Raw genomic sequence first — 22966 nt, 5'->3', positions numbered from 1 at the left:
TCATTGTGTGTATACTCATTTATTCGTCGTCATCACTAAAGAAAGAACCCAAGGCGCGAAACTGCTCTTCGATCACCTGGCGATCGTCGTCGTCGCTGATCACCGGGAAGAGATCGCGTTCCGAGGTGGAGATTTCCTGCAAGGCGTTCAGGGCATGCTCCCGGATGGTGTGCGGATCGGTATAACAGCGTCCGTTGATCACCACGTAGTTGTCGGAGCAGAAGGTCCTTCCGGGAAAGACATATACCTGTCCGATGCCCAACAGCAACAATACCGCCGCCGCTACGCCCGACACCCAAAGAAGCACCCGGCGCCGTTGCGGCATCTGCCGGCGAACGGTCGTTGCCTCTTCTTTGCGGATCTCCTCCGCGAAGTAGGCGAACAGCGGCTGGTGGATCCGCAGATGTTCCGGCACCGCGTCCGAGGCAAAGAACTGCCGCAGCTCTTGCTCTTCCGCCGCCGACGTCTCCCCTTCGAAGTATTTATCTAAAAGATCTTCTATCCGTCTCATAACTTATATCTTATAACTCATAATTTGTACATATTGCTCCCGAACCTTCTTCCGTGCCCGCGACAGGTTGGAACGAACGGACTCGACCTGCGTCCCGGTGATGCTCGCGATCTCGGCCAGTTCGTAGCCTTCGATATCTTTCATCCGGATAATGGCCTGTTGCAGGGGTGGCAGTTCTTCGATCAGCCGGCGGATACAGTCCACTGCATCTTTCTGCTCCAGACTCAGCTCCGGGTTTCGCATGCCCGAGTCGAGACGCAGCAGCTCCGCTTCATCGCCTTGCGGCTTGCGCAGTTTGATCTTGTCCAATGTCAGGTTCTTGGTCATCGTCACCGCCAGCGCCTCTACGCTATGGTACTGATCCAACTGATCGCGCATCTGCCAGAGTTTAAGCAGGACTTCCTGCACCACATCTTCCGCGTCGGCCGGTTCATCCAGTAGCCGCAGGGAAATATGCAGTAACTTCGTACGCAGGGGTACAACCGTTGTCTTAAACGCTTCGAGTTCCATTCTATTGATTAGACGACAAAGGAAAGAAAACATAACATGGGAGAGAAATAATACCCGGGAAAGAGGGTGGTCGAACCCCTGAAATAACTCAGAACGGTTCGTTCGTGCGGATCGCTTCCCGCTTGCGGGCAGCTTTGATCTCCCGGATACACACTTCCGGATCAAATCCTCTTTCTTTCGCGTAGGCAGCACCCAGGACATCAAACATCCCGTCGGGCAAAGGCAAGCGGTTGAGGTTGCGGCAGCCGGCCTTCTGCGAGACCGTGCCGAAACGCATACGGTTCAGGTCAACGATTTCAATGGCGATCGTGGCTTCCCGGTCATCAAAAAGGATATTACCCCGGGAATAGTCTTTGTGCAAAAAACCCTGGTTGTGCATCCGGCCCGAAACCTGCCCGATAGTGGTCAGGATCTCTTCTTCGCGCGCAAACGTCTGCCGCGTCAAATCCCGGAAAGTAAAAGGACAGGTCGATTGCAGGGAAACGAAATACGTCTGGTCGACCAACCCGCCTTTCTTCTGCACCAGGAAAGCTACCGGAGCCGGGCTGCCGATGCCTGCTTCAATAAACTTCAAGGCATTAAGATACGCCCGCTCCGCTTTGGTCGAACGGATAAAAGAATAAACCAGCCGGTTGAAGAGGTTGGGACGCCGATAGGATTTCACAACCAACTGAAAGCCTTCTTCTTCGAAGGCACGCAACTCATTACGCCCTTTATAGATGCAACGGCCTTCCCCGCGGGCGAATGATTCGGGCAGACGTTCGACAAACGGTTCCAAGACTTTGTAATCGGGATGAACCAATAACTTGGCAGGCTTTTCCTTTTTCATATCAGATCTTATCGCGTTTGTGGATAAACTTCAACCAATAATACTTCAGGGGATTGCTATACTTCAGGTGCTTCCAGGGACGGCTGCCGTGGGGCTGATGAAACACGGGCAGGCTGGTGCAGAGATAATTGCGGAAGCCGTGCTTCAGGGATTCATGCGACACGGTCACATCGTGCCACGACTTGGTCGAATCGAGCCGCTCGAAGCTGAAGGCCTTCAGGTAAGGCAGCGTCAGCAGCGTACAACAAAAGCTCAGCCGCTTCTTCGTGGCAAAAAGTCCGCTCTTCTTGCCTTTGGCATACAGATAGGGGAAATTGATCTCCCCTTCCCGGTCGACAGTCACCGCGGCAATCATACCGCAGTCGGGCTGTTTCAAAGCTTCATCGAAAAGAGACTGCAAGGTATCGGGTTTCACCAACACATCCGACTCGACGAGGCATAAAGCGGCCTCTTCCGTTATCGCTTGCTGCTGGGCGAGTTGCAAGACCAGGAGGTAGTTGGGCGAGGGATGTTGCGTGATATCGGAGAGATTGACCAAGGTAAAACCATATTCCCGCGCCGCCTCTTCCAAGCGGCGGGTATTCTCAGGGGTGCTGAAGTCATTGTACACGGTATAAGAGAAAGGCACCCGGAAGGAAGACGCGTTTATCGCCTGAATCGTTTGCAGGGTCAATTCGATCGAATCCTTTACCGGAGTAATCACATGTATCTTTTTCATCTATAATCTGTTTTAATATGCCGGAGCAAACCGGAGCTGCAAAGATAGCGATTCTCCCCGCAATTCGAATCACATCCTGTTTTTGTTCCCCACCGGGAACAAATAAATCACGGGTAAACCAATATAAACGATAATTTTGCGTTGGTAAATAAACGATTAAAGAACGTGAAAGCATGAAATACGTATTCCTCTTTATAAGCCTTATCCTTTGGACTGTTCCGGTCGCCGCGCAACAGGTAGAGATAACCGGCAGCCGCAAATCCGTCAGGACCTCCGGCGACATCATGGCAGCGGTGACGCCCCTGGCTTGCGCCGCGACGGTATTGGCTTTGCAGGACTGGGAGGGATTGAAACAAGGAGCATTCGCCGCGGCAACCACCCTGGGCGTATCCTATGGCCTCAAGTACCTGGTGGGGAAAGAACGGCCCGACCGTAGCGACAACCACTCCTTCCCCTCCTTACATACGTCGATCTCCTTTACCGGCGCCGCTTTTCTCCAGAAACGTTACGGCTGGAAATGGGGCATCCCCGCCTATGCCGTCGCCTCCTATGTCGGTTGGAGCCGTGTTTACAGCAAAAAACATGATTGGTGGGACGTCGTCGCCGGTGCCGCACTGGGCATAGGCAGCGCATACCTCTTCACCCACCCTTACCTGCAGAAGCACCAGATCACCCTCTCTCCCATCGCCGCCCCCAACCATTTCGGGTTTTATGCGTCGGTGACGTTTTAAGGGATCACCCCTGGTCGCCTTTTCCGATCTCTTCCCGATAGCGATCAATCATCTCCATCAGTTCCTGCCCGTAATTCTCGACTACCTTTTTCCCGATGCCGGGAATCATCAACAGCTCTTTACTATTCGAGGGCAAGAGGTTCACGATGCCCAATAAAGCTTTCTGCTGCAGGATGGTATAAGGCGGGAGTTTCTTCTCGACCGACAATTCATACCGCCAGTTGCGTATCCGGTTGTAGAGAACCGGATGGCGGATATCGCCTTGCACGGCGGCTTCGATCTCTTCGTTTTTTTCTTTTTTTGCACGCACGGCCTTCTCTTTCTTACGCTTGGGCGCGGGAGGTGGCTCCATCTGGGCTTTGGCTTTGGCGGAGAGATAGGCGCTGATGCGGAACTCCTCCCGGCAGGCTTTCAGGACAGACCATTTCAAGAGAAAATCGTCTTTCAGGTTGTTCGACGCTTTGCTTAGGAGCTTGAGGGTTTCTTTGTTGTCGATATCCAAATCAAAGCCTTTCAATACAACCGCGCCATACTTCTCCATCTGCTGCAGGAAATAGGCGGTTCCCTTCTTGATCCGCTCTTGTATCACTTCATCTTGTGCATACGAAGGGTTGCCTTCGATCAGTTGCCGGAGCTGGGTCTGAAAACGATTGCCCACTTCGGTCACCTCCGCCCGGAACGCATCGCGGCTCTGCGAATAGCGGCTGCTCCATTCGGGATAGAGCCTGGCGAGATGGGCGGAAACCAGGTGAGCGACATACTGCAAACGTTGCTGGACCGTTTCGAAATCGAAAAGCTCGAGTACGAGTTTCAGGTAGTAGGCTTGTTGCGCCGTCTGCAGGTAAGCCTCATTGGCTTGTATGCCCGAGAGAGATTGCTTGTACTGATCCAGTCGCATATCGTTAATGAGGGCATTCCGACTGATCCGGCTGGTCAATACCATACCTTCCAAGGTCTTGCACCGGCTCAGGGCAACATAGACCTGGCCGTGCGAGAAAGCGGCGGCCGCATCGATAATCGCCTTTTCGAATGTCAAGCCCTGACTCTTATGGATCGTAATCGCCCAGGCGGTCTTGAGCGGATACTGGGAGAAGGAGCCGGCGATGTTTTCGCTGATCTCTTGTGTCTCCTCGTTGATTGTGTATTTCACGTTCTGCCAGACTTCCCGGTTCACGGTGATATCGTTGCCTCGTTCGTCGTTGACAATTATTTTCTCATTATTAATAAAGACGATCTTCCCGATCTTACCATTATAATATAGCTTGTCGCCCGACGAATCGTTCTTAACGAACATCACCTGCGCGCCGAGTTTAAGCTCCAGTCGTTCGTCGGTCGGGTAGGAATAGGCCGGGAATTCATCGGAGACCTCGGCATTGAAGACAAAGGGCAGTCCCGGCAGCTCGGCAAGCTTACGGCTATTGATCTGCTGCGCCTGATAGTTGTGGGTGGTCAAGGTGATATAGCCTTCTTTATCGTCCGGCCTGAAATCGGGGATGTAGCGTTCGTTCAGCCGGCGAAGGGTCTCGTCGTCGGGTTGGTTCTCGCGGATCTGGTTCAATAAACGCACGAAAGCATCGTCACTCTGGCGATACACATGGGTGAGCTCCACGCAGAGGTAGTGGCTCTGGGCGAGCGCTTTGCTGTCGAAGAAATAAGGCGAGGCGTAATGCGCCTTCAATAGGTTCCACTCTTCCTCTTTGGCTACCGGTGCCAATTGCTGCATATCGCCGATCAATAACAATTGCACGCCGCCGAAAGGTTTATTCTTATCGCGGAAACGGCACAACATATCACTGATCGCATCCAAGAGATCGGCACGTACCATACTGATTTCATCGATCACCAACAGATCCATGCTTCGGATCACATTGATCTTGTCGCGGCTGAACTTATGCGAGGAGGATGGGTTGCCCTGATCGGTCACCCCCGGAATATACGGTCCGAAAGGAAGCTGGAAAAAGGAATGGATCGTCACGCCGCCGGCATTGATCGCCGCCACACCTGTTGGGGCTACCACCACCATACGTTTGGGTGAGAGATCTTTCAACCGCCGGAGGAAAGTCGTTTTCCCGGTCCCCGCCTTCCCGGTCAGGAAGAGATGCGTGCCGGTATTTTGTATGTATTTCAAAGCCAGGTCTGATTGCTTGTGCATTTCCATGTGTTCATTCTTTTAGATTGAAAACAAAAGTAATGATAAATGTCAAATATCTTTACAGTAGTGTCTAATTATTAGACAGTGGCATCCGGTGGGGCTTTCTTTAATTCTTTGTGTTTCATTGGTTTGTTTTGTTTGGCACATTCTTTGCTTGTGGGTGGGCAGAATAAATAAATAAGACCATATCGTCATGAACAACCTGTTGAATTTTAAGTCTTTCTTTAAGTTTCTGAGTCGGAATGTCGGGTACACGGCAATCGATATCTTCGGCTTGTCCGTTTCGTTGATGTTTGTGATTCTGATCGCGGTCTATACCCAGCAGGAACTATCGGTCGATCAAGGCCAGGAAAAGGCCGACCGGGTATATGTTCTGGGGAGCCAGGATCAGATTGGCTCACATTGGAAAATAAAAAATCACCTGATGAGTCGTTATCCGGAGATCGAGGCTATCGTTCCTACTGTTACGTCTTCTCAGGATCAGCTGGTGCAGATCAAAGAAACAACAATGAAAGCTGATTTGCTTTTCTCGGATACTACCTTTTTCAACGTATTCTCTTATCCGCTCTTGATTGGTGATAAACATAAGGTAATCGAAGTGCCCAACTACGCGGTGGTCTCAGAATCATTTGCCCGTAAAGCCTTTGGTAGTGAAGACCCGCTGGGGCAGATGATCCATATTAACGACTCGGTGACCGTGACGGTCAATGGTATTATGAAGGATATCAAGAACTCGATCTTTCCGGAACCCGATATCTTATTAAGTATAGAGAATATCCATTTTTTCAATTCTGGCCTTGCTGTCGAGAGTTTCAATAATGCGACGGGAGCTAACCTGTTTGTGTTGGTTAAAGAAGGAGCGGACCTGCACGCGAAGTTGCCTGATATGAAGGAACTTTTTGCGGAGATCTTCTGGTTCTACAAGAATTATCCGGAGCGAGAGGTAGTCCTCCACCCGTGGAGTGAGATTTATTTCTCGGAGGTCGGTGCCTGGAACAATATCCGGAAGGGCGACTGGGACTTTGTGATGATCCTGATGTCGGTAGGTATCCTAATCCTGCTCTTTGCTGTGATTAATTATATCAACCTGACAGTGGCGCAGACCGGGCAGCGCGCCAAAGAGATGGCTACGCGACGGTTGCTGGGGTCTTCCCGCGGGGAACTGTTTAGTCGCCTGATTATGGAGTCGACCCTGCTGTCGCTCTTCTCTTTTGTCTTGGGTTTTCTGTTGGCGTTGGCCGTACTGCCTTTTGCTGACGACCTCTTGCGGACACATATCGATCTGATGGGATCCCTTACGCCGACGAATATACTGATCGCTCTGGCTGTGATTCTGCTGTTGGGCCTTACCTCCGGCTTATTGCCCGCCTGGATTATCTCCAACTCGAAGCCGATCGATATCGTGCGCGGTGGCTTCCGGGTAAAGACAAAGATGGTGTTCTCCAAGATATTCATTACGTTCCAGAATGTGATTACGATTATGATGATCGCCGCTTCGGTGACGATGGTCTTGCAGATCAACCACATGCTCGATGCACCGTTGGGTTACAATATGAAGAATATCATCGATATCTCTTCCCATCATTTTCAGTCGCGCGAGCGGATCTATGCTTTTGGCAATGAGGTGAGTCAACTGGCTTCGGTCAACCGGGTGGCGTATGGTGCCGGCACCCCTTTCAATCGGGGCAATAACAATACGATGCGTTATGAAGACCGGAATATCTCTTTCCAGACGCTGATGGGCGACAGTACGTATTTCTCCCTGTTTGGCTTTGAGATATTAGTGGATAACCAATTGGCTCCGACCGAAGGTATTTATCTGAACGAACAGGCATATCAGGAACTGATGATCAGCGACGATACGCCCAGCTTCAAATACTACGACCGCGATGCACCTATCGCCGGCAAACTGAAAAACTTCCGGGTGGGGAATATCCTGTCCGATCTTCCGCCGACCCAGGTGATAGTCAGAAGTGGTGAAAACCTGTGGATCTGGAATATCCTGGTCGAGATCAATGGTGATCCGCAGATCGCTTTTGAGCAAGTCAAAGAGGTCTACGAAAAGATGATGGGTCTTGATATGCCCGGGAAGTATATGGAGCAGCAGCTCCAAGACTCTTTTCCTTCACAGCGCCGCACAGCGAAGATCGTGATGATCTTCTGTGTGATTGCGATCCTGATCTCACTTCTGGGATTGCTGGCGATGTCGACCTATTTCATTCAGCAGCGTTCGCGGGAGATCGCCGTCCGTAAGGTATTCGGTTCGAGCGAGGGACAGGTATTGAAACGTTTGATCTTTACTTTCCTCAATTATGTCGGGATCGCTTTTGTGATCGCCACCCCATTGGTATGGTATATCATGCGGCGCTGGCTGATGGACTATTCCTACCGGATCGACCTCTCACCGTTGATCTTTATCGGTTCAGGACTGTTCTGTCTCTTGATCTCTTTCCTGACTGTCTATTTCCAAAGCTACCAGGCTGCCAATGCCAATCCGGTAGACAGTGTGAAGGCGGAATAAGGAATCAAATGGGAAAGTGAAAAACGGGCTGAATCAGGCGTCCCCTTTATCCGAAGGGGAAGCAAAAGAGCTATAGAGCAGAAAGACCGTGCCTACGGTCAGGCAAAGCACCCATTCTTTCCGGTCGGAAAACATCAGGGCGGAAGCAAAGACCATCAACAGGCCGGCAAAGATATTGTAGCGGTGGAGCCGTTTCTGGCGGAAATCCATATCGCGCGTCGGCAGTGTAAGGAAACAGACCGCAACCCCGGCAGCACCCAAAGCAAACAGGTAAGGGGCAAAAAACCATTGGATGAAATAGAGTACTGCACCGCAGAGAACGCAGATGGCAGCCATATAAAAAACAGTCGTACGGATTTGTGGATTCATTTATTTCTTTTTGATAAGGAAGATCTCTTCGTCCGGTTTCTTCATGTGATATTCTTCGCGCGCAAACCGCTCCAACCCTTCCCGGTCAGTATGAAGCGCATCCAATTTCTGCCGGTTCACCTCAATCTCGTTTTGATAGATCTTGATCTCTTTCTCCAGACCCCGAATCTTCTCGTCGTACTGGTAGCGCCTGTACAGACTACTGTCCCCGGCCGTAAACGTCAATACCAGGAAAACAATCGTGACCAACCCATACACATTGATCCACGAAAGATACTTCTCATAAAACTCTTTAATGCGCGACATGGGAGAATGTTTTTTGCAAAAATAGTGAATATTTTATTTACCTTTGTATAATTGATCAGTAAATACAGCAAATGGACAACTATATTGTTTCGGCAAGGAAGTATCGACCGGATACGTTTCAAAGTGTGGTAGGACAAAAGACGTTGACAGTCACCCTGAAAAACGCGATTCATCAAAACAAATTGGCTCATGCTTACCTGTTCTGCGGTCCGCGCGGGGTGGGAAAGACTTCTTGTGCCCGGATCTTTGCCAAGACAATCAATTGCCTCACGCCGACGGCGGATGGCGAGGCTTGTAATGCCTGCGAGTCCTGCCTGGCGTTCAACGAGTCGCGCTCGTATAATATCCATGAGTTGGATGCGGCTTCGAACAACTCGGTCGATGATATCCGTTCGCTGATCGAACAGGTGCGTATCCCGCCGGCGATAGGGAAATACAAGGTGTTTATTATCGATGAGGTACACATGCTGAGTTCCGCGGCGTTTAACGCTTTCCTGAAAACGCTGGAAGAGCCGCCGCATCACGCTTTGTTTATCCTGGCGACAACGGAAAAACATAAGGTGTTGCCTACCATCCTTTCCCGTTGCCAGGTATACGATTTCTCCCGGATCACGATCGCCGATATGGTGGAGCATCTGCAATATGTGGCTTCGTCCGAAGGTGTGACAGCCGAACCGGAAGCACTAAACATCATCGCTCAAAAAGCCGACGGGGGGATGCGCGACGCGCTCTCGATCCTCGACCAGGCGGTAAGTTTCACGAACGGGAACATTACCTACCAGGCGGTGATCGACAACCTGAATATCCTGGACTACGAATATTATTTCCGCCTGACCGACGCGATCCTTTCCGGCGATGTCAGGGGAGCGATTCTGATCCTGAACGAGATCCTGTCGATCGGTTTCGAAGGACAGAATATCATCACCGGGCTGGCCGGGCATTTCCGCGACCTGTTGGTATGCAAAGACGAAGCAACCCTGATCTTGTTTGAGGTAGGCGCTTCGATCCGCGAACGATATATCGCCATGGCGAAGCAATGCCCCGATCAATTCCTCTTCAAGGCGATCGCTCTGTCGAACCAATGCGACCTGGATTACCGTGTCAGCCGCAACAAACGCCTATTGTTGGAACTGACATTGATCCAATTATGCCAACTGAACACAACAGGTGCTGCTTCTACGGAAGAGGATAAAAAAAAAACGCTGATTGAACCCCTCGCGGTAACGCCACCGGCACCACCAACCGGGCAAACCGCTCCGGCAAGGACTGCGCCACCGGTGCAGATCACTCCGCCATCGGCACCTCCAAGCCAGCCGACTCAGGCTTCGCCGGATGCACATATCCCGGTATCCCCCACGAATCAACAGCCTACACCGCCTCCGGCAAAAAAGCTGGTGCGGCCGATCAGCACCTCGCTGAAGGGGCTGACGGATGAAGGTCCGAAAGTACAGGAAGAACAACAGGTTCATACGGAGGTTATGAGTAATCCTTTCAGCCAGGAAGACCTGCTTGCCGGCTGGGATATTTTTGCGTCAACTTTGGATACCAAGATCTATCTGAAAAATGCAATGATCAACTGTAAACCTCAGTTACAGGAGAATCATTCTTTTGAGGTAAAAGTACACAACCAGGGACAACAGGACGAACTACTCAATGCTGCAGTTGATATTCTGGCTTCCTTGCGGCAAAGATTAAAGAATACCCATATCCAGATGCGAGTAAGTATCAGCGAAACAAACGAAAAGAAACTGGCTTATACCACAGGAGAAAGATACCAACACCTAATGGAGATCAACCCCTTATTAGGCAAACTCAAGGACGAGTTTAATCTGACGACGGATGGGTAGAAAGAAATTATGAATTATGAATTATGAGAAAAAGGAGGAAGCCTATTCTCATAATTCATAATTCAAAATTCATAATTGAACTTTAAGCCTGCGGCTTAAAGTTCCCGGATCCAAATATTGCGGAAGTTCACCAGGTCGCCATGATCCTGCAATTTGATCGGGCCGGCACCGTGGGGAGTCACTTTCGGGAAACCGATGTATTCGGTTGTACCCAGGATTGTCGTATGGTTTTGCAATACCACACCGTTATGAATTACGGTTACCGTCGGAGCCGTGCGGTAGGTACCGTCTTCCTTAAATGTCGGAGCATTGTAAATGATGTCATACACATTCCACTCACCCGGTTTGCGCATTACGTTCGCCAACGGACGGGTCTGTTTGTAGATACTACCCGTCTGACCGTTTGAGTAGGTTTCGTTCTGGTAACAGTCCAGGATCTGCACCTCATACATTCCCTGCAGGAAGATACCGCTATTGCCACGCCCCTGACTTTCACCCTTCACCACAGTCGGAGCAGTCCACTCGATATGCAGTTGGAAGCTGTTGAAATGTTGTTTCGTTTCAATATCTCCGGTACGCGGAGTAACCGTAAAGGCACCGTCTTTGATCGTCCATTTCGCTTCGCCACCCCCCCGGCTGCTTTGCCAGGCATCCAGATTGGTTCCGTCGAACAAAACAATCGCATCGGAAGGAGGAGCAATGGTATAATCCACTCCCGGAGTTACAATGGGCGGTTGGGGAGTCCAAAACTCCGACATACCGGGAGTCATCCGTTCGGGCTTGGGATATTCCTTTTCCTGCGCACTCACACTTACAAAAAACAAACTTGCTAAGGCCACCATACAACCTTTAGCCAAATAGGAACTTCTTTTCATGGTCTAATTATTTAAAGTTTAACAAATGGTATGCAAACGTACAAAATAATTGACAATTGACAATTGACAATTGACAATTATTAGTATGTAGAAAAGTCTCTGAGACTGTATTAATTGTCAATTGTCAACTGTCAATTGTCAATTATTCATGGTGGTAGGGCTCTCCTTTGAGGATAGTCATCGCCCGATACAACTGTTCCACAAAGATCATGCGGATCATCTGATGCGAAAAGGTCATCTTGCTCAGAGAGATCTTCTCGGCAGCCGCTTTGTAGATCGCTTCACTGAAACCATAAGGCCCACCAACGACAAACACCAACCGGCGAGCTACCGTATGCATCTTCTTTTCGATATACGTAGCAAATTGCATCGAAGAGAATTCCTTTCCGCGCTCATCCAACAACACCAACTGATCGCCTGGTTGCAGTGCTTTGAGAATCAACTCACCTTCCTTCTCTTTCTGCTGCTCTTCCGAGAGGTTACGGACGTTCTTTATGTCGGGTATCACCGTCATTTCGAAAGGAATATAATGAATCAACCGGTTCTTATACTCCTCAATCGCTGCGGCGAAATACGCGGCGTCTGTCTTGCCGATAACAACAAATACGACTTTCATCTGTTTTATATTTAACCCGTTACAAGGGCGAAAGTACAAGAAAAAAACATACCTTTGTATTATATATGTAAACTAAAAGGAGAAAAAGTATGAAACGGATATGGATTACTCTTGCTTTTTTACTCTCCATTTTCAGTATCAAAGCAGCTGACATAACAACGATAACCAACGCGTTCAAAGGAGGAAATGCCTCCGCGTTGACCGCTTCGATGGATGTGGAAGTGGATATGGCGATTCCGGGATCGGCAAAGAAAACGAACAATAGTGAGGCAACCGCCCTATTGAATACCTTCTTCAACTCTAACAAACCTAGCGGCTTCACGGTCCTGCACCATGCCGACAAGAAAGAGAACGGCTTCTTCGTAGCCAAATTACCCACCGCCTCGGGTGAGTTCCGGGTGAATATCACCTACCGCTCCGAGGGCGACAAAGCGATCATACAATCAATCAGAATAGAATAAGAGATGAATCAACTTATTGATGAGTTAATTAAATTGGCCTTTGCCGAAGATATCGGTGATGGCGACCATACCACGCTCTCTTCGATCCCGGCAACCGCCATGGGAAAGAGCCAATTGATAATCAAAGAAGACGGTGTATTGGCCGGAGTAGAGATCGCACAGAAGATCTTCCATCACTTTGATCCGGATCTGAAGATCCAGGTCTTTATCCCCGATGGGACTGAAGTAAAAAAGGGAGAGATCGCCTTTACGGTGGAAGGCAAAGTACAGTCGCTCTTGCAGACGGAGCGCCTGGTGTTGAATGTTATGCAGCGCATGAGTGGGATTGCCACGACGACCCGCAAATACGTGAAGGAACTGGAAGGCACGAAAACCCGTGTGCTCGATACCCGCAAGACCACGCCCGGTATGCGTATGCTGGAGAAAGAAGCGGTGAAGATCGGCGGAGGTGTCAACCACCGGATTGGTCTTTTCGATATGATCCTGTTGAAAGACAACCATGTCGACTTCGCCGGAGGCATAGAGAAAGCCATCACCCGCGCACAGGAATACCTGCGTGAGAAGGGTAAAACGATGAAGATCGAGATAGAGGTGCGTAACTTCGACGAACTGCAACAGGCAATGAACGTCGGCGGTATCGACCGCATCATGCTGGATAACTTCAACGTAGAGAACACCCGGAAAGCCGTAGAGATGGTAGCCGGCCGCTACGAACTGGAGTCTTCCGGCGGCATCACCTTCGCCACCTTACGCGACTACGCCGAAACCGGTGTCGATTATATCTCCGTTGGAGCATTGACCCATTCGGTAAAGAGCTTGGACATGAGTTTGAAGGCGGTTTGAATCCCAATTAAGAGGATTAAATAAATTTACAGGATTTAGATACAAAGGAAGCAGGGCATTTCGTCCTGCTTTTTTTGTTAAAGGCTTTAAAAGAGTTTAAGGGGCTTAAGGAGTTTAAAGCTAATGCTGAAAATAGGGGTTCAGGCAAGATAGATACGGCTTACCGCCCCGTCCCGCAGCAGGTATTTCTCACCGCCCTCCGGGCAGGTGGCAAAACCTTCTTCATCAAAGGCTAATCGTTCGCCGGCTTCGCTGACCCAACCGATCTGGCGGGCGGGGTTACCGACAACCAAGGCGTAGGCAGGTACGTCTTTAGTGACTACTGCGCCGGCACCGATCAGTGCGTACTCACCGATCATATGGCCGCAGACGATTGTCGCATTCGCCCCGATCGTCGCGCCGCGGCGTACCAGGGTCTGCACGTATTGCCCGCGCCGGTCGATCGCGCTACGCGGATTCAATACATTGGTGAACACACAGCTGGGGCCCAGAAAGACATCGTTCTCGCAGATCACTCCGGTGTAAATAGAGACATTGTTCTGCACTTTCACATGATCGCCCAGGATCACCTGGGGCGAGACCACCACATTCTGCCCTATATTGCAGAAGTTCCCGATAATAGCCCCCTCCATAATATGCGAGAAGTGCCAGATCCGGGTACCATCCCCAATCTTACAGCCGGGATCAATCACCGCTGTTTCATGTGCCATATATAATCCTTGTTCCATAGCTTTCGTTATTTATAAAGTAAAAAAATCGTTGGTTTCTTATGCATGTCGGGCAGGTTGCCTTTCCATTCCTGGATGGTGCGGGTGCGGATGTATTCGTCGTCGCAGGTGATGTTGCAGGCGATGCAGAGACGGGTCGAGGGGCGGCAGAGGCGCAAGAGTTCTTCAGCCAGTTTGTCGTTACGGTAAGGGGTCTCGATAAAGATCTGCGTCTGGTGTTCGGCGTAGATCCGGTTCTCGAGTTTCTTGATTGCCTGGGTTCGTTCATTACCTTCGATGGGCAGGTAGCCCTGGAAAGCAAAGCTTTGTCCGTTGAATCCCGAAGCCATCAAGGCCAGGAGGATAGACGAAGGACCCACCAAAGGCACGACCGGATACCCTTTTTGCTGGGCGATCGCCACCACATCGGCTCCCGGATCGGCTATCGCCGGGCAACCGGCTTCAGAGATAATGCCAACCGACTCGCCTTTGGCCATCGGCGCCAGGTAGCCCGCCACCTGTTCGGCCGTCGTATGTTTGTTTAGTTCATAGAAAGTCAGGTCATCGATCACGATCGCCGGCTCAGTCTTCTTCAGGAAACGGCGGGCGGTCCGTACGTTCTCCACGATAAAGTGGCGGATCTGAAGTATCACTTCCCGGTTATAGGCGGGCAGGACCTTCTGATGATCCGTTTCGCCCAGCGTGACCGGTATAAGGAAAAGAGAAGCTTTCATACATCTTGTTTTATGCAAATATAGTACTTTTGCATCAAAGATAGAGTATGATGACGCTTCCTCCCGAATTTATTACCCGCACGCAGGACCTCTTAGGCCCAGAGGCTTTTGCCTCGTTTGTCGACGCCCTGAAAGAAGAGCCTCCCGTCAGTATCCGTATCAACCGTTCCAAAGGGATTGAGCCACCGGAACACGAGGCGGTCGCCTGGTGCGATACGGGCTATTACTTGCCCGAGCGTCCGTCGTTTACTTTCGATCCGCTCTTTCATGCCGGCACGTATTATGTGCAGGAGGCCTCTTCTATGTTTCTGGAGCAGGCGATCCGCCAGTATGTACACGAACCGGTCTGTTGCCTGGATCTCTGTGCCGCGCCGGGTGGGAAGTCCACGCATCTGTCTTCGCTCTTGCCGGAAGGAAGCCTGTTGGTCAGCAATGAGGTAATCCGCAGCCGCAGTCATATCCTGGCGGAGAATCTGAGTAAATGGGGCCATCCGAACACCATCGTCACCCAGAACGACCCGGCGGAGATCGGCCGCCTGACGCACCTGTTCGATCTGATCGTGACCGACGTACCCTGTTCAGGTGAAGGCATGTTCCGCAAAGACCCGGAGAGCATCAACGAATGGAGCGTAGCGAACGTGAACCTCTGCGCCGCCCGCCAGCGCCGGATCCTGCAAGACGTCTGGGAAGCCCTGAAGCCCGGCGGACTATTGATCTACAGCACCTGTACCTATAACACGGAAGAGAACGAAGAGAACATCCAATACCTCATCGAAGCCTTGGAAGCAGAAGCCTTACCGATCGCCGTCAATGATGCCTGGAACGTCAGTGGCCCCTTGAAACACGACAACCCCGTCTACCGCTTCTTCCCCCATAAAACCCGGGGCGAAGGTTTCTTCCTCGCCGTCGTGCGCAAGGCAGAAGCTGTTGTCCAGACCGTCCGCTACCGGGCGAAGAATAAAAAAGAGAAAGGCAAGGTCACCCCTACCCTGCCCTTGTCGGTCAAGGACTGGCTCGCCGATCCGACCACTTTTCAATGGCATTTCCAGCAAGAAAAGTTATTGGCCATACCCGCTGCCTGGTTCGATACCTACCGCCTCTTGGCCGATGCCTTGCGTATCGTCTCCGCCGGTATCGCCCTGGGCGAGGTCAAAGGCAAAGACTTTATCCCCGATCATGCCTTGGCAATCAGCCACGCGTTCCGCCGTGAGGCTTTCCCCGCGATCGAGCTCTCCCGCAACGACGCCATCCGTTACCTGCAAAAAGAAACCTTTCCCCTGCCCGAAGGCACGGAGAAAGGTTATGTTCTACTGACCTATCAAAACCATCCGTTAGGCTTTGTCAAGAACCTCGGCAACCGGGCGAACAACCTCTACCCGGCGGAATGGCGTATCCGTTCGAGTTATGTACCGACTGAAGATACGGAAAGTTTGCCGAGTCACATGAAATGATAGATGGTAGACTTTATGTAAGACATGGTTCATTCTGTCTCACCGATCAGTTCTTGCATTTTTTCATCCAATACGAGTCCTCTCAGGTTTGTCGCAATAATAGATCCCTCTTTATTGAGTAGTATGCCGTATGGAATTTCATTGATACGATAAGCCTCTGTCAGTGGAGAAGGCTTACCTTTCAGATCACTTAGATGCCTCCAGGGAGCGTCTACTCTTTCCAAAGCTTTTAGCCAGGATTTCTTATCGTGGTCTATCGAGATGCCTATTACTTCAAGCCCTTTATCTTTGTATTTTTCATAAACCTTCTTCAAATAAGGCATATCGGCAATACAAGGCCCACACCAGGATGCCCAAAAATCAATAAATATATATTCCGACTTCCCTACATAATCCGACAATCTCTCTGTTTCGCCGGATGGTGTTTGTAGTTCAAAGTCTATATACTTATCTCCCTGGCTTTGCTGCCGTTGGGCATATAATTCCTTGTGCCTTAGTTCTCTTTTTACGACAGCACTCTTTCTCTCTTTATCAAACCAATCACATAACTCCTCGAATCGGGAAGGATCTTCCAATGTATAATGCCCTAAGAAGGCGTTAAAGGCATATAACCCCAATAGATTCCTCTGGTTCTCAACCATGAAATCATAAGTATATGCCATGTGATGTTTAAAGGTTCTCGCATATTCATCATGTTGGGATGCCGCGTCAAAGGCACGCATTTGGGTATATAAACTTTCAATGGAATCTCGAAAAGCGAGGAACTTATCATTCAACTCTCCTCCCCATACCCGGTTGAGGGTGTCGAACTCAAGGTAAATACTCCCTTTATTTAATATCACCTCGGACGAAAGGACTTTGTCCGGGTAGTTTCCGATAGACACTAAGGAGAAATCGTCCACATATTCATCTCCCAGAAAGCGGAATGTGCCGTTTTGAACAACTGCCGTATCAACCGAGTGGATGGTGTCCTGCCGAAAAGTAAATAACATAATCTGCTTGCCGTCATACCGGGAGTCAATCTTTCCATTAAGTTGAAACATGGTTTCCGGATCATAAGGTTCATCGGCTTCTTTCTCCTCCATTCCTTCTACTGATGAGGCAAAAAGAACTCCATTCCGGAACTTTTCTCCATACTGCCGGATAGCGTGTTTAGGTTCATCTTGTCCTTCCACACTCCCCAGTTCGCCTTTTTGTCCTTTTTCCCGGATCGTACTGAAAGGTACTTGTTTCCCGTCAAGATAGTAAATGACTTTAACCGTATCTACCGACTTCTTATTATCATGCAAAGAAGGGACGGCATCATAGGAACCTGCCATTACAGTTATCTTAGACAGGACTAAAAGTATAATGAAAACAGTTTTCATATGATATATTTTGTTATCTCTCCCCATCTGATCGAGCCCGGCACCCATCAGGCCGCGCAAACGCAAGAATAAGCAGTTTTTTTTTTATTTCTTTCTATATTAATAAAATTCATTCCCTTTTTCCAACTCCTGCACTTCCCGAATGCTGCGGCCCAGTTGGCGAATGTGCCGCCATTGCAGGCGCCAGATCGTCCAAAGGCAGAGAAGGAAGCCTAATCCGAAGATAATACCAAAGACAAGGTATTCATAGATCCCAAAAAACTCATTGTGTATATATTCCAGGTAGGCGTATAAACCGGTGAAAGCCCAGAACCAAACGAGCCCCAATACAATCTCATAGATCGCCATCTTCCGGTAACGGATATACGAGCGGGAGATCTCAAGGATCGACATATTAATCAGATCCACCCTCCGGAGATACACCACTTTGTAGATCTGCCAGCAAAAGCCCAAGGCGATTGTAATCCGATAAAACCAGACCAACTCCGGATACTTGAAGATCCCACTGATCAGCGCGCACAAAACAGCCACTATGATCGCGATCTGTTCATTGCGCAATAGCTTACGGAAAGCGCTCCGCCCTTCGTTACCGATCATCTGCCCGATCTTCTCTTCACCGACATTCACCTCCAACGGCGTTTCCTGCCATTCTTTTTTCATTTGATCCAAATCCATCCTATGGTCTCCTTTCCTTAATTTTCAGTCATTGTTTTCATCTTCTCTCTGACGCGGTGCAGCTTGGTGGCCACGTTGGTTGCCGTCAGCCCGGTGATCTCCGCGATCTCTTTGTACGATTTATCGTCGAGATAAAGCAAGACCAGCGCCCGTTCGATCTTCTCCAGCCGGCTGATTATCCGGTATAATTCTTTGAGTTTCTCCGACCGGTGATCATCCGGCTGCGGGATATCCATGCTGATATCAACAAACTGTGGACGGTTCTTCGTTCGCCGCATAAACGAGATACACGTATTAAGCGCCACCCGGTAGATCCACGTCGAACACTTGCTATCGCCCCGGAAAGCGGAGAAGCTGCGCCAGAGATTGATCACCACCTCCTGATAAAGATCGCCTATCGGGTGCTCCTGATCGGTATAGAACGAAGCGACCTTATAGATGATCGCTTCATGCCGCCGAATCATCTCCATAAACTCTTTATCAATGGCTGTCTTTGTCATTTTTTTGTTTTCTTACCTCATTAGACGCCAACAAATATAGAAAATCACAGAAGATAGGGCTTTTTTCTCCGGAAGAAGGCACGAAAAAGTAGAAAGCCGGAAAGAAAAACAGTTTAGAGGTACGTCAAAAATTATTTAGAGGTACGTCAAAATCATTTTTGAGGTACGTCAAAAAAAAATTAGAGGTACCTCTAAACTTTTTTTGAGGTACCTCTAAATTATTTTTAAAGTAGGTCATACTTCAAAAGGCGCTCGGGCGGGAGAAAAATCCGGCCCGGGAGTAGAGAATTTCACTATCTTCCGCCGGGACCGCCACCGGGTGTGCCGCCTTGTTGGGAGCCGACGGTGGTGACTATGGACTGGACGGTAAAAGTTGTCAGTTGGCTACCTCCGGAAGAGGTGGCGCCTTCGTACAAGCCGTTGAAATTGGTGCCTCCCGTGGTCTGCCCGCCGGAATAAATAGTATAACTGCCTTGTTCCAGCGAAGGGCTGCTAAATAGAAGAGTCATGGGGCTCAGGGAGCGAGGGATAAGGTAGGTAAGCACTTCTTTTCCGTCCGACGAGACAAGGTAAAACAAGGTGTTTGCCGTTCCGCTTCCGGAGTAGACCAGTGCGCGTTGGGTACAGGCGTTGGCGGTCGGTGTGCTGGTTGCTCCGCCGATGCCGATCAGTGTTCCTCCGGTGATTTTGAAGGTGTTCCGGTCGCAGTCGAAACCTTCTTCGGGCGAAGAGGTGCCGATAGCGATCACGCGGCCACCGGTGACGGTCAGGGTGCCGTTGGAGTCGATCCCATCGTTCGCCGTGCTATAACAGTAGATATCACCGCCGTTGATCTCGATATGATTCGCGGCGTTGATACAGTCGTCGTAGGCTTCGACGTGGATCGTGCCGCCGTTGATCGTCAACGTCTTTTTACTTTCGATGCCTTCGGCCTCCCGCTGGGAAGTCTTCACACGGATCTCGCCGTCGTGGATGATCAGGTCGCCCCGGCTCTTGATTGCCTTGGCGGAAGTGCCGGTGGTGGTCACCGTGATCCGCCCTTTATGGATCTCCAGGTAGGGATCAACAGCGGGATCGCTCTCCTCGTAAGAAGCCGCGATCCCATCATCTGCACTTTGAATCGTAATCTCCCCGTCGTTGATCAGTATATATCCTTTCTCGCATTCGATACCATCGGTCGCCGCCTGGATGGTCAGTGCCCCACCGTCCATCACAAAAGCATCGTTCGTATGCATACCGTCAGCGACCTTGCTCATGGCCGTGATCGCTCCTTCGTAGATGCGCACGTAGTCGTCGCTGCAGATCGCGTGTTTATAGTTACCGGTAACCGTCAGCGCTCCGCTCCCATTGAAGATCAATTGCCCTTCACTAAAGAAGGCAGCTTTCATATCCTCTCCGCTAACGGTAGTATATGCCGAGCCATCGGTCAGGAAGTTCTGTGTCCCGGCATTGAGGCAGACAAACACCCGCTTCTTCGACTGGATATTGATCGCCGGCCCGTCGGCATGAGTGATATTGACGCCATCCAGTACCAGTTGAAACTTATAGTCGCTATACATCTTCAGCATACCATCCGTAGTGGTTCCCGAGACGATATACTCGACCTCTTCCACGGTCGAGGTCACGACTACCTCATTCCCATTCGTACTGACCGTCACCCCTTTGCCCTCCAAAGGATTAGTGACCGTTGCACCGCCGGAGCTAAACACGATCTGAAGCGTCTGGGAGAACACCGCGTTCCCCACATCGTCGGCACTATCATCGGGCACAACCCGTTCTTCTTCACTTCCCGGCAAATCCTCTTTGTCGCAACACGCAAAACACAACAAGACAGACAAGGCCAACAGGCCAGTCCAGATCCTATTTTTCTTCATATCCTGAAATCTTAAATACATGGCAAAAGTAAGACACGCCTTCCTCCCCTGCGAATCAAATCCACCAACGCGCCGATTTTATCAGCGAATGCCTTTCTTTCGCGCGAGAAACCGCAAGCGGGAGTTTTTCCCCTGCGTTAGTAGATGAAAAGCGGCGGTTGGTTGATTGTATTTCCAGGCCTTGCCGGCAGCGCCTACCTTTGCGTCAAGTTTCAGAAGTAGAATTATGGTTGAAAAGAAGATTGTTGAGGTTCTGGGGCGGTTCCGCCCTATTTCACTGGAACAGATGGTGTCGGTCAGGTTGATGAACCGGACCGATACCAAGTTCCTGACTTCGTCTGATCGGCTGGCGACGATCCTCGAGCGCATGGCCGCGGATTATTACGTGCAGGAGATCAACGGCAACCGGTTGAGCCGGTACCATACGACCTACCTCGATACGGAACGGCAGGACATGTACCTCGCCCACCAGAACGGGCGCCGGCAACGAGAGAAGATCCGGATCCGCGACTACGCCGATACCCGGCAGTCGTTCTTCGAGATCAAAGACAAAGACAATAAAGGCCGGACTTCGAAGGTTCGCCTGCCATTGCATACGCTCAATTACACACAGGATGAGGAGATCCGGGAGTTTACCCGCACCCGTTCGCGGTTCTCGCTCTACGAGCTCTATCCTTGCATCGAGACCGACTTCAAGCGGATAACATTGGTCAACCAGAAGATGACGGAGCGGTTGACTATCGACCTCTCCCTGTGTTTCCACAACTGCCGCACGGGAACGGCACAGAAGCTACGCGAGATGGTGATCATCGAGCTCAAACGCGACGGCAACCATGCCTCGCCTGCCAAGGATCTTCTGGCAGCACTGCATATCCGTCCGATCCATATCAGCAAATACTGCCTGGGATCCGTCCTGACCGACCCGAAGATCAAACACAACCGCTTCAAAAGCAAATTAATACAAATCAATAAACTAACACGTTGTACGCATGGAACTACTTGCTGAATTCATGGAAGAGCCGGGCAGCCAGAGCCTCGCCCTGGCCTTCTTCGAGATGGAAGCCCTGGGGCAGTTACTCTTTCGTTTCATCTTCAACTTCATCGTTGTCGGCATTATTATTCATTGCTTCTACTATCCGAAAAGCAAACGCCGGGATTATTACTTCACTTTCTCATTGATCAACGTCAGTGTCTTTCTCTTGATTCTGTTGATGGGCAGTGTGAAGCTGAAGATCGGGTTCGCCTTGGGTATCTTTGCCATCTTCGGCATCATCCGTTACCGCACAGAGCAGGTGCCGATCCGGGAGATGACCTATTTGTTTGTGATCATCGCGATCTCCGTGATCAACGCCTTGGCGGTGCAGATCTCTTATGCCGAGATGCTGGTGACCAACGCCTTGTTTATCGGCTGTATCTGGCTATTGGAGAGCGAACGCTGGCTCAAGCATACCTCCTGCAAGCTGATCCTGTACGATAAGATCCAGTTGATCACACCCGACCGGCAAGCCGAATTACTCGACGACCTGAAGAAGCGCACCGGACTGCCTATCAACAAGGTGGAAGTAGGGCATATCGACTTCCTACGCGACGCCGCGTTTATCAAAGTCTACTACGAGTCGGACAACCAAGAGATCAATACGGTAGACCACCTCACCCGCTTCCCCCGGGAAGACTAATATCGAATGGTTATGAAAAACAAGATACTGATCATCGTCTATCTGTTCTTTGGCTGCGCCTGCCTCTTTCCGGCCGGGGCACAGGATGAGTTCGGGGTTTCCCTGGAAGTGAAGGTTACAAAAAAGATCGTCAAAGGCTTACAGTTCTCACTCGAAGAGGAGTTCCGCATGCGGGAGAACCTGGGTGAGACCGACCGCTTCTCGACCACGGCGGAGCTGAGCTATAAAGTGATCGACTACCTGAAAGTCGGCGGCGCCTACAACCTGATCCGCTACAACCATGAGACGAAAGGATGGGAAACGCGTCATCGCTATTATTTTTATGCGACAGGATCTTACCGTTTCAATCGTTTTACCCTATCTTTACGCGAACGGTTCCAAAGCACCTATCGCGTGGGCGTGGAAGAGACGGCGAAGCGCGCCAATCCCAAACATTACCTGCGCAGCAGGCTGGGCGTGGAATACGATATACGCCGCTCGCCTTTCGAGCCTTTTCTTTCGGTGGAGTTCTACCATACGCTGAATGATCCGCAGAAGAACGAACTCGATCGCGTCAGGTACACGGCAGGATGCACGTACAAGCTGAACAAGCAGCATGCATTGGAGTTGTATTATCGCTACGTCAGTTACGCAGACGACGAAGACAACTCGAAGCATCTGATTGGCCTCGGTTATTCATTCAAATTCTAAAAT

24 protein-coding genes are annotated in these 22966 nt (G+C 50.3%); 9 read left to right on the top strand and 15 right to left on the bottom strand.

Going from position 1 to position 22966, the window contains the following annotated elements:
• Positions 1 to 19 precede the first annotated feature (19 nt).
• From M2133_RS07045 to M2133_RS07030, 4 genes are all read right to left on the bottom strand, one after another.
• Positions 20 to 511 carry a hypothetical protein gene (locus M2133_RS07045; protein WP_277465321.1) on the bottom strand — a complete coding sequence of 164 codons (492 nt, stop codon included), beginning with the start codon at positions 509 to 511 and terminating at the stop codon, positions 20 to 22.
• Between the two features lie 3 nt (positions 512 to 514).
• The gene (locus M2133_RS07040) at positions 515 to 1021 is read right to left on the bottom strand and encodes a sigma-70 family RNA polymerase sigma factor (RefSeq protein WP_277465320.1); all 507 of its coding nucleotides are present in this window, start codon (positions 1019 to 1021) and stop codon (positions 515 to 517) included.
• An 88-nt stretch (positions 1022 to 1109) separates the two neighbouring features.
• On the bottom strand, positions 1110 to 1850 hold the full coding sequence (locus tag M2133_RS07035) for a lipopolysaccharide kinase InaA family protein (RefSeq protein WP_277465319.1): 741 nt from the start codon (positions 1848 to 1850) through the stop codon (positions 1110 to 1112).
• 1 nt (position 1851) lies between these two features.
• Positions 1852 to 2568 carry a glycosyltransferase family 2 protein gene (locus M2133_RS07030; protein WP_277465318.1) on the bottom strand — a complete coding sequence of 239 codons (717 nt, stop codon included), beginning with the start codon at positions 2566 to 2568 and terminating at the stop codon, positions 1852 to 1854.
• A gap of 173 nt (positions 2569 to 2741) precedes the next feature.
• Between M2133_RS07030 and M2133_RS07025 the strand changes: the two genes are divergently transcribed.
• Positions 2742 to 3299 (top strand): phosphatase PAP2 family protein, encoded by a 558-nt coding sequence (locus M2133_RS07025; protein ID WP_277465317.1) that lies wholly within the window; start codon positions 2742 to 2744, stop codon positions 3297 to 3299.
• 4 nt (positions 3300 to 3303) lie between these two features.
• On the opposite strand, the gene M2133_RS07020 is transcribed toward M2133_RS07025, so the two are convergent.
• Positions 3304 to 5457: an HRDC domain-containing protein gene (locus tag M2133_RS07020; RefSeq protein WP_277465316.1), complete on the bottom strand. Its 2154-nt coding sequence runs from the start codon at positions 5455 to 5457 to the stop codon at positions 3304 to 3306.
• 187 nt (positions 5458 to 5644) lie between these two features.
• Between M2133_RS07020 and M2133_RS07015 the strand changes: the two genes are divergently transcribed.
• The gene (locus M2133_RS07015) at positions 5645 to 7972 is read left to right on the top strand and encodes an ABC transporter permease (protein WP_277465315.1); all 2328 of its coding nucleotides are present in this window, start codon (positions 5645 to 5647) and stop codon (positions 7970 to 7972) included.
• 33 nt (positions 7973 to 8005) lie between these two features.
• Here M2133_RS07015 and M2133_RS07010 read toward each other — a convergent pair whose 3' ends face one another.
• Positions 8006 to 8341, bottom strand: coding sequence for a hypothetical protein (locus M2133_RS07010; RefSeq protein ID WP_277465314.1), 336 nt, complete (start codon positions 8339 to 8341; stop codon positions 8006 to 8008).
• The gene (locus M2133_RS07005; protein WP_277465313.1) at positions 8342 to 8647 is read right to left on the bottom strand and encodes a septum formation initiator family protein; all 306 of its coding nucleotides are present in this window, start codon (positions 8645 to 8647) and stop codon (positions 8342 to 8344) included.
• A 71-nt stretch (positions 8648 to 8718) separates the two neighbouring features.
• On the opposite strand from M2133_RS07005, the gene M2133_RS07000 reads away from it, so the two are divergent.
• Positions 8719 to 10494: a DNA polymerase III subunit gamma/tau gene (locus M2133_RS07000; RefSeq protein ID WP_277465312.1), complete on the top strand. Its 1776-nt coding sequence runs from the start codon at positions 8719 to 8721 to the stop codon at positions 10492 to 10494.
• A 95-nt stretch (positions 10495 to 10589) separates the two neighbouring features.
• On the opposite strand, the gene M2133_RS06995 is transcribed toward M2133_RS07000, so the two are convergent.
• Positions 10590 to 11369 (bottom strand): DUF1080 domain-containing protein, encoded by a 780-nt coding sequence (locus M2133_RS06995; protein WP_277465311.1) that lies wholly within the window; start codon positions 11367 to 11369, stop codon positions 10590 to 10592.
• A 142-nt stretch (positions 11370 to 11511) separates the two neighbouring features.
• Positions 11512 to 11985, bottom strand: a complete 474-nt coding sequence (gene rlmH / locus M2133_RS06990; RefSeq protein WP_277465310.1) for a 23S rRNA (pseudouridine(1915)-N(3))-methyltransferase RlmH — start codon at positions 11983 to 11985, stop codon at positions 11512 to 11514.
• 89 nt (positions 11986 to 12074) lie between these two features.
• On the opposite strand from rlmH, the gene M2133_RS06985 reads away from it, so the two are divergent.
• Positions 12075 to 12446: a DUF4783 domain-containing protein gene (locus tag M2133_RS06985; protein WP_277465309.1), complete on the top strand. Its 372-nt coding sequence runs from the start codon at positions 12075 to 12077 to the stop codon at positions 12444 to 12446.
• A gap of 3 nt (positions 12447 to 12449) precedes the next feature.
• Positions 12450 to 13289 (top strand): carboxylating nicotinate-nucleotide diphosphorylase, encoded by an 840-nt coding sequence (gene nadC, locus M2133_RS06980; protein WP_277465308.1) that lies wholly within the window; start codon positions 12450 to 12452, stop codon positions 13287 to 13289.
• A 140-nt stretch (positions 13290 to 13429) separates the two neighbouring features.
• Here nadC and M2133_RS06975 read toward each other — a convergent pair whose 3' ends face one another.
• Both M2133_RS06975 and M2133_RS06970 read right to left on the bottom strand, forming a co-directional pair.
• The gene (locus tag M2133_RS06975; protein WP_277465307.1) at positions 13430 to 14017 is read right to left on the bottom strand and encodes an acyltransferase; all 588 of its coding nucleotides are present in this window, start codon (positions 14015 to 14017) and stop codon (positions 13430 to 13432) included.
• Between the two features lie 8 nt (positions 14018 to 14025).
• Positions 14026 to 14730, bottom strand: coding sequence for an SAM-dependent methyltransferase (locus M2133_RS06970; RefSeq protein ID WP_277465306.1), 705 nt, complete (start codon positions 14728 to 14730; stop codon positions 14026 to 14028).
• A gap of 50 nt (positions 14731 to 14780) precedes the next feature.
• On the opposite strand from M2133_RS06970, the gene M2133_RS06965 reads away from it, so the two are divergent.
• A complete protein-coding gene (locus tag M2133_RS06965; RefSeq protein WP_277465433.1) occupies positions 14781 to 16181 on the top strand; it encodes an rRNA cytosine-C5-methyltransferase in 1401 nt (466 codons plus the stop codon).
• A 29-nt stretch (positions 16182 to 16210) separates the two neighbouring features.
• Here M2133_RS06965 and M2133_RS06960 read toward each other — a convergent pair whose 3' ends face one another.
• The 4 genes from M2133_RS06960 to M2133_RS06945 all read right to left on the bottom strand — a co-directional run bounded on the left by M2133_RS06960 (position 16211) and on the right by M2133_RS06945 (position 20597).
• A complete protein-coding gene (locus M2133_RS06960; RefSeq protein ID WP_277465305.1) occupies positions 16211 to 17548 on the bottom strand; it encodes a TlpA disulfide reductase family protein in 1338 nt (445 codons plus the stop codon).
• Positions 17549 to 17647: 99 nt separating this feature from the next.
• Positions 17648 to 18223 carry a hypothetical protein gene (locus M2133_RS06955; protein ID WP_277465304.1) on the bottom strand — a complete coding sequence of 192 codons (576 nt, stop codon included), beginning with the start codon at positions 18221 to 18223 and terminating at the stop codon, positions 17648 to 17650.
• A 17-nt stretch (positions 18224 to 18240) separates the two neighbouring features.
• The gene (locus M2133_RS06950; protein ID WP_277465303.1) at positions 18241 to 18723 is read right to left on the bottom strand and encodes a sigma-70 family RNA polymerase sigma factor; all 483 of its coding nucleotides are present in this window, start codon (positions 18721 to 18723) and stop codon (positions 18241 to 18243) included.
• A gap of 293 nt (positions 18724 to 19016) precedes the next feature.
• Complete coding sequence (locus M2133_RS06945; protein ID WP_277465302.1) at positions 19017 to 20597, bottom strand: carbohydrate-binding domain-containing protein; 1581 nt, start codon at positions 20595 to 20597, stop codon at positions 19017 to 19019.
• A gap of 226 nt (positions 20598 to 20823) precedes the next feature.
• Between M2133_RS06945 and M2133_RS06940 the strand changes: the two genes are divergently transcribed.
• Genes M2133_RS06940 through M2133_RS06930 form a run of 3 tightly spaced genes read left to right on the top strand, consistent with a single transcriptional unit; the run spans position 20824 to position 22963 of the window.
• Positions 20824 to 21603 carry a polyphosphate polymerase domain-containing protein gene (locus M2133_RS06940; protein ID WP_277465301.1) on the top strand — a complete coding sequence of 260 codons (780 nt, stop codon included), beginning with the start codon at positions 20824 to 20826 and terminating at the stop codon, positions 21601 to 21603.
• Between the two features lie 49 nt (positions 21604 to 21652).
• Entirely contained in the window at positions 21653 to 22273 is a 621-nt protein-coding gene (locus tag M2133_RS06935) for a DUF4956 domain-containing protein (RefSeq protein ID WP_277465432.1), read from the top strand.
• A 12-nt stretch (positions 22274 to 22285) separates the two neighbouring features.
• Positions 22286 to 22963, top strand: coding sequence for a DUF2490 domain-containing protein (locus M2133_RS06930; protein WP_277465300.1), 678 nt, complete (start codon positions 22286 to 22288; stop codon positions 22961 to 22963).
• The last annotated feature ends 3 nt before the right edge of the window (positions 22964 to 22966 follow it).

It is taken from the genome of Parabacteroides sp. PF5-6 (assembly GCF_029504695.1).
Taxonomy (GTDB): domain Bacteria; phylum Bacteroidota; class Bacteroidia; order Bacteroidales; family Tannerellaceae; genus QVMG01.
This window is presented reverse-complemented; position numbering and strand designations above follow the sequence as displayed.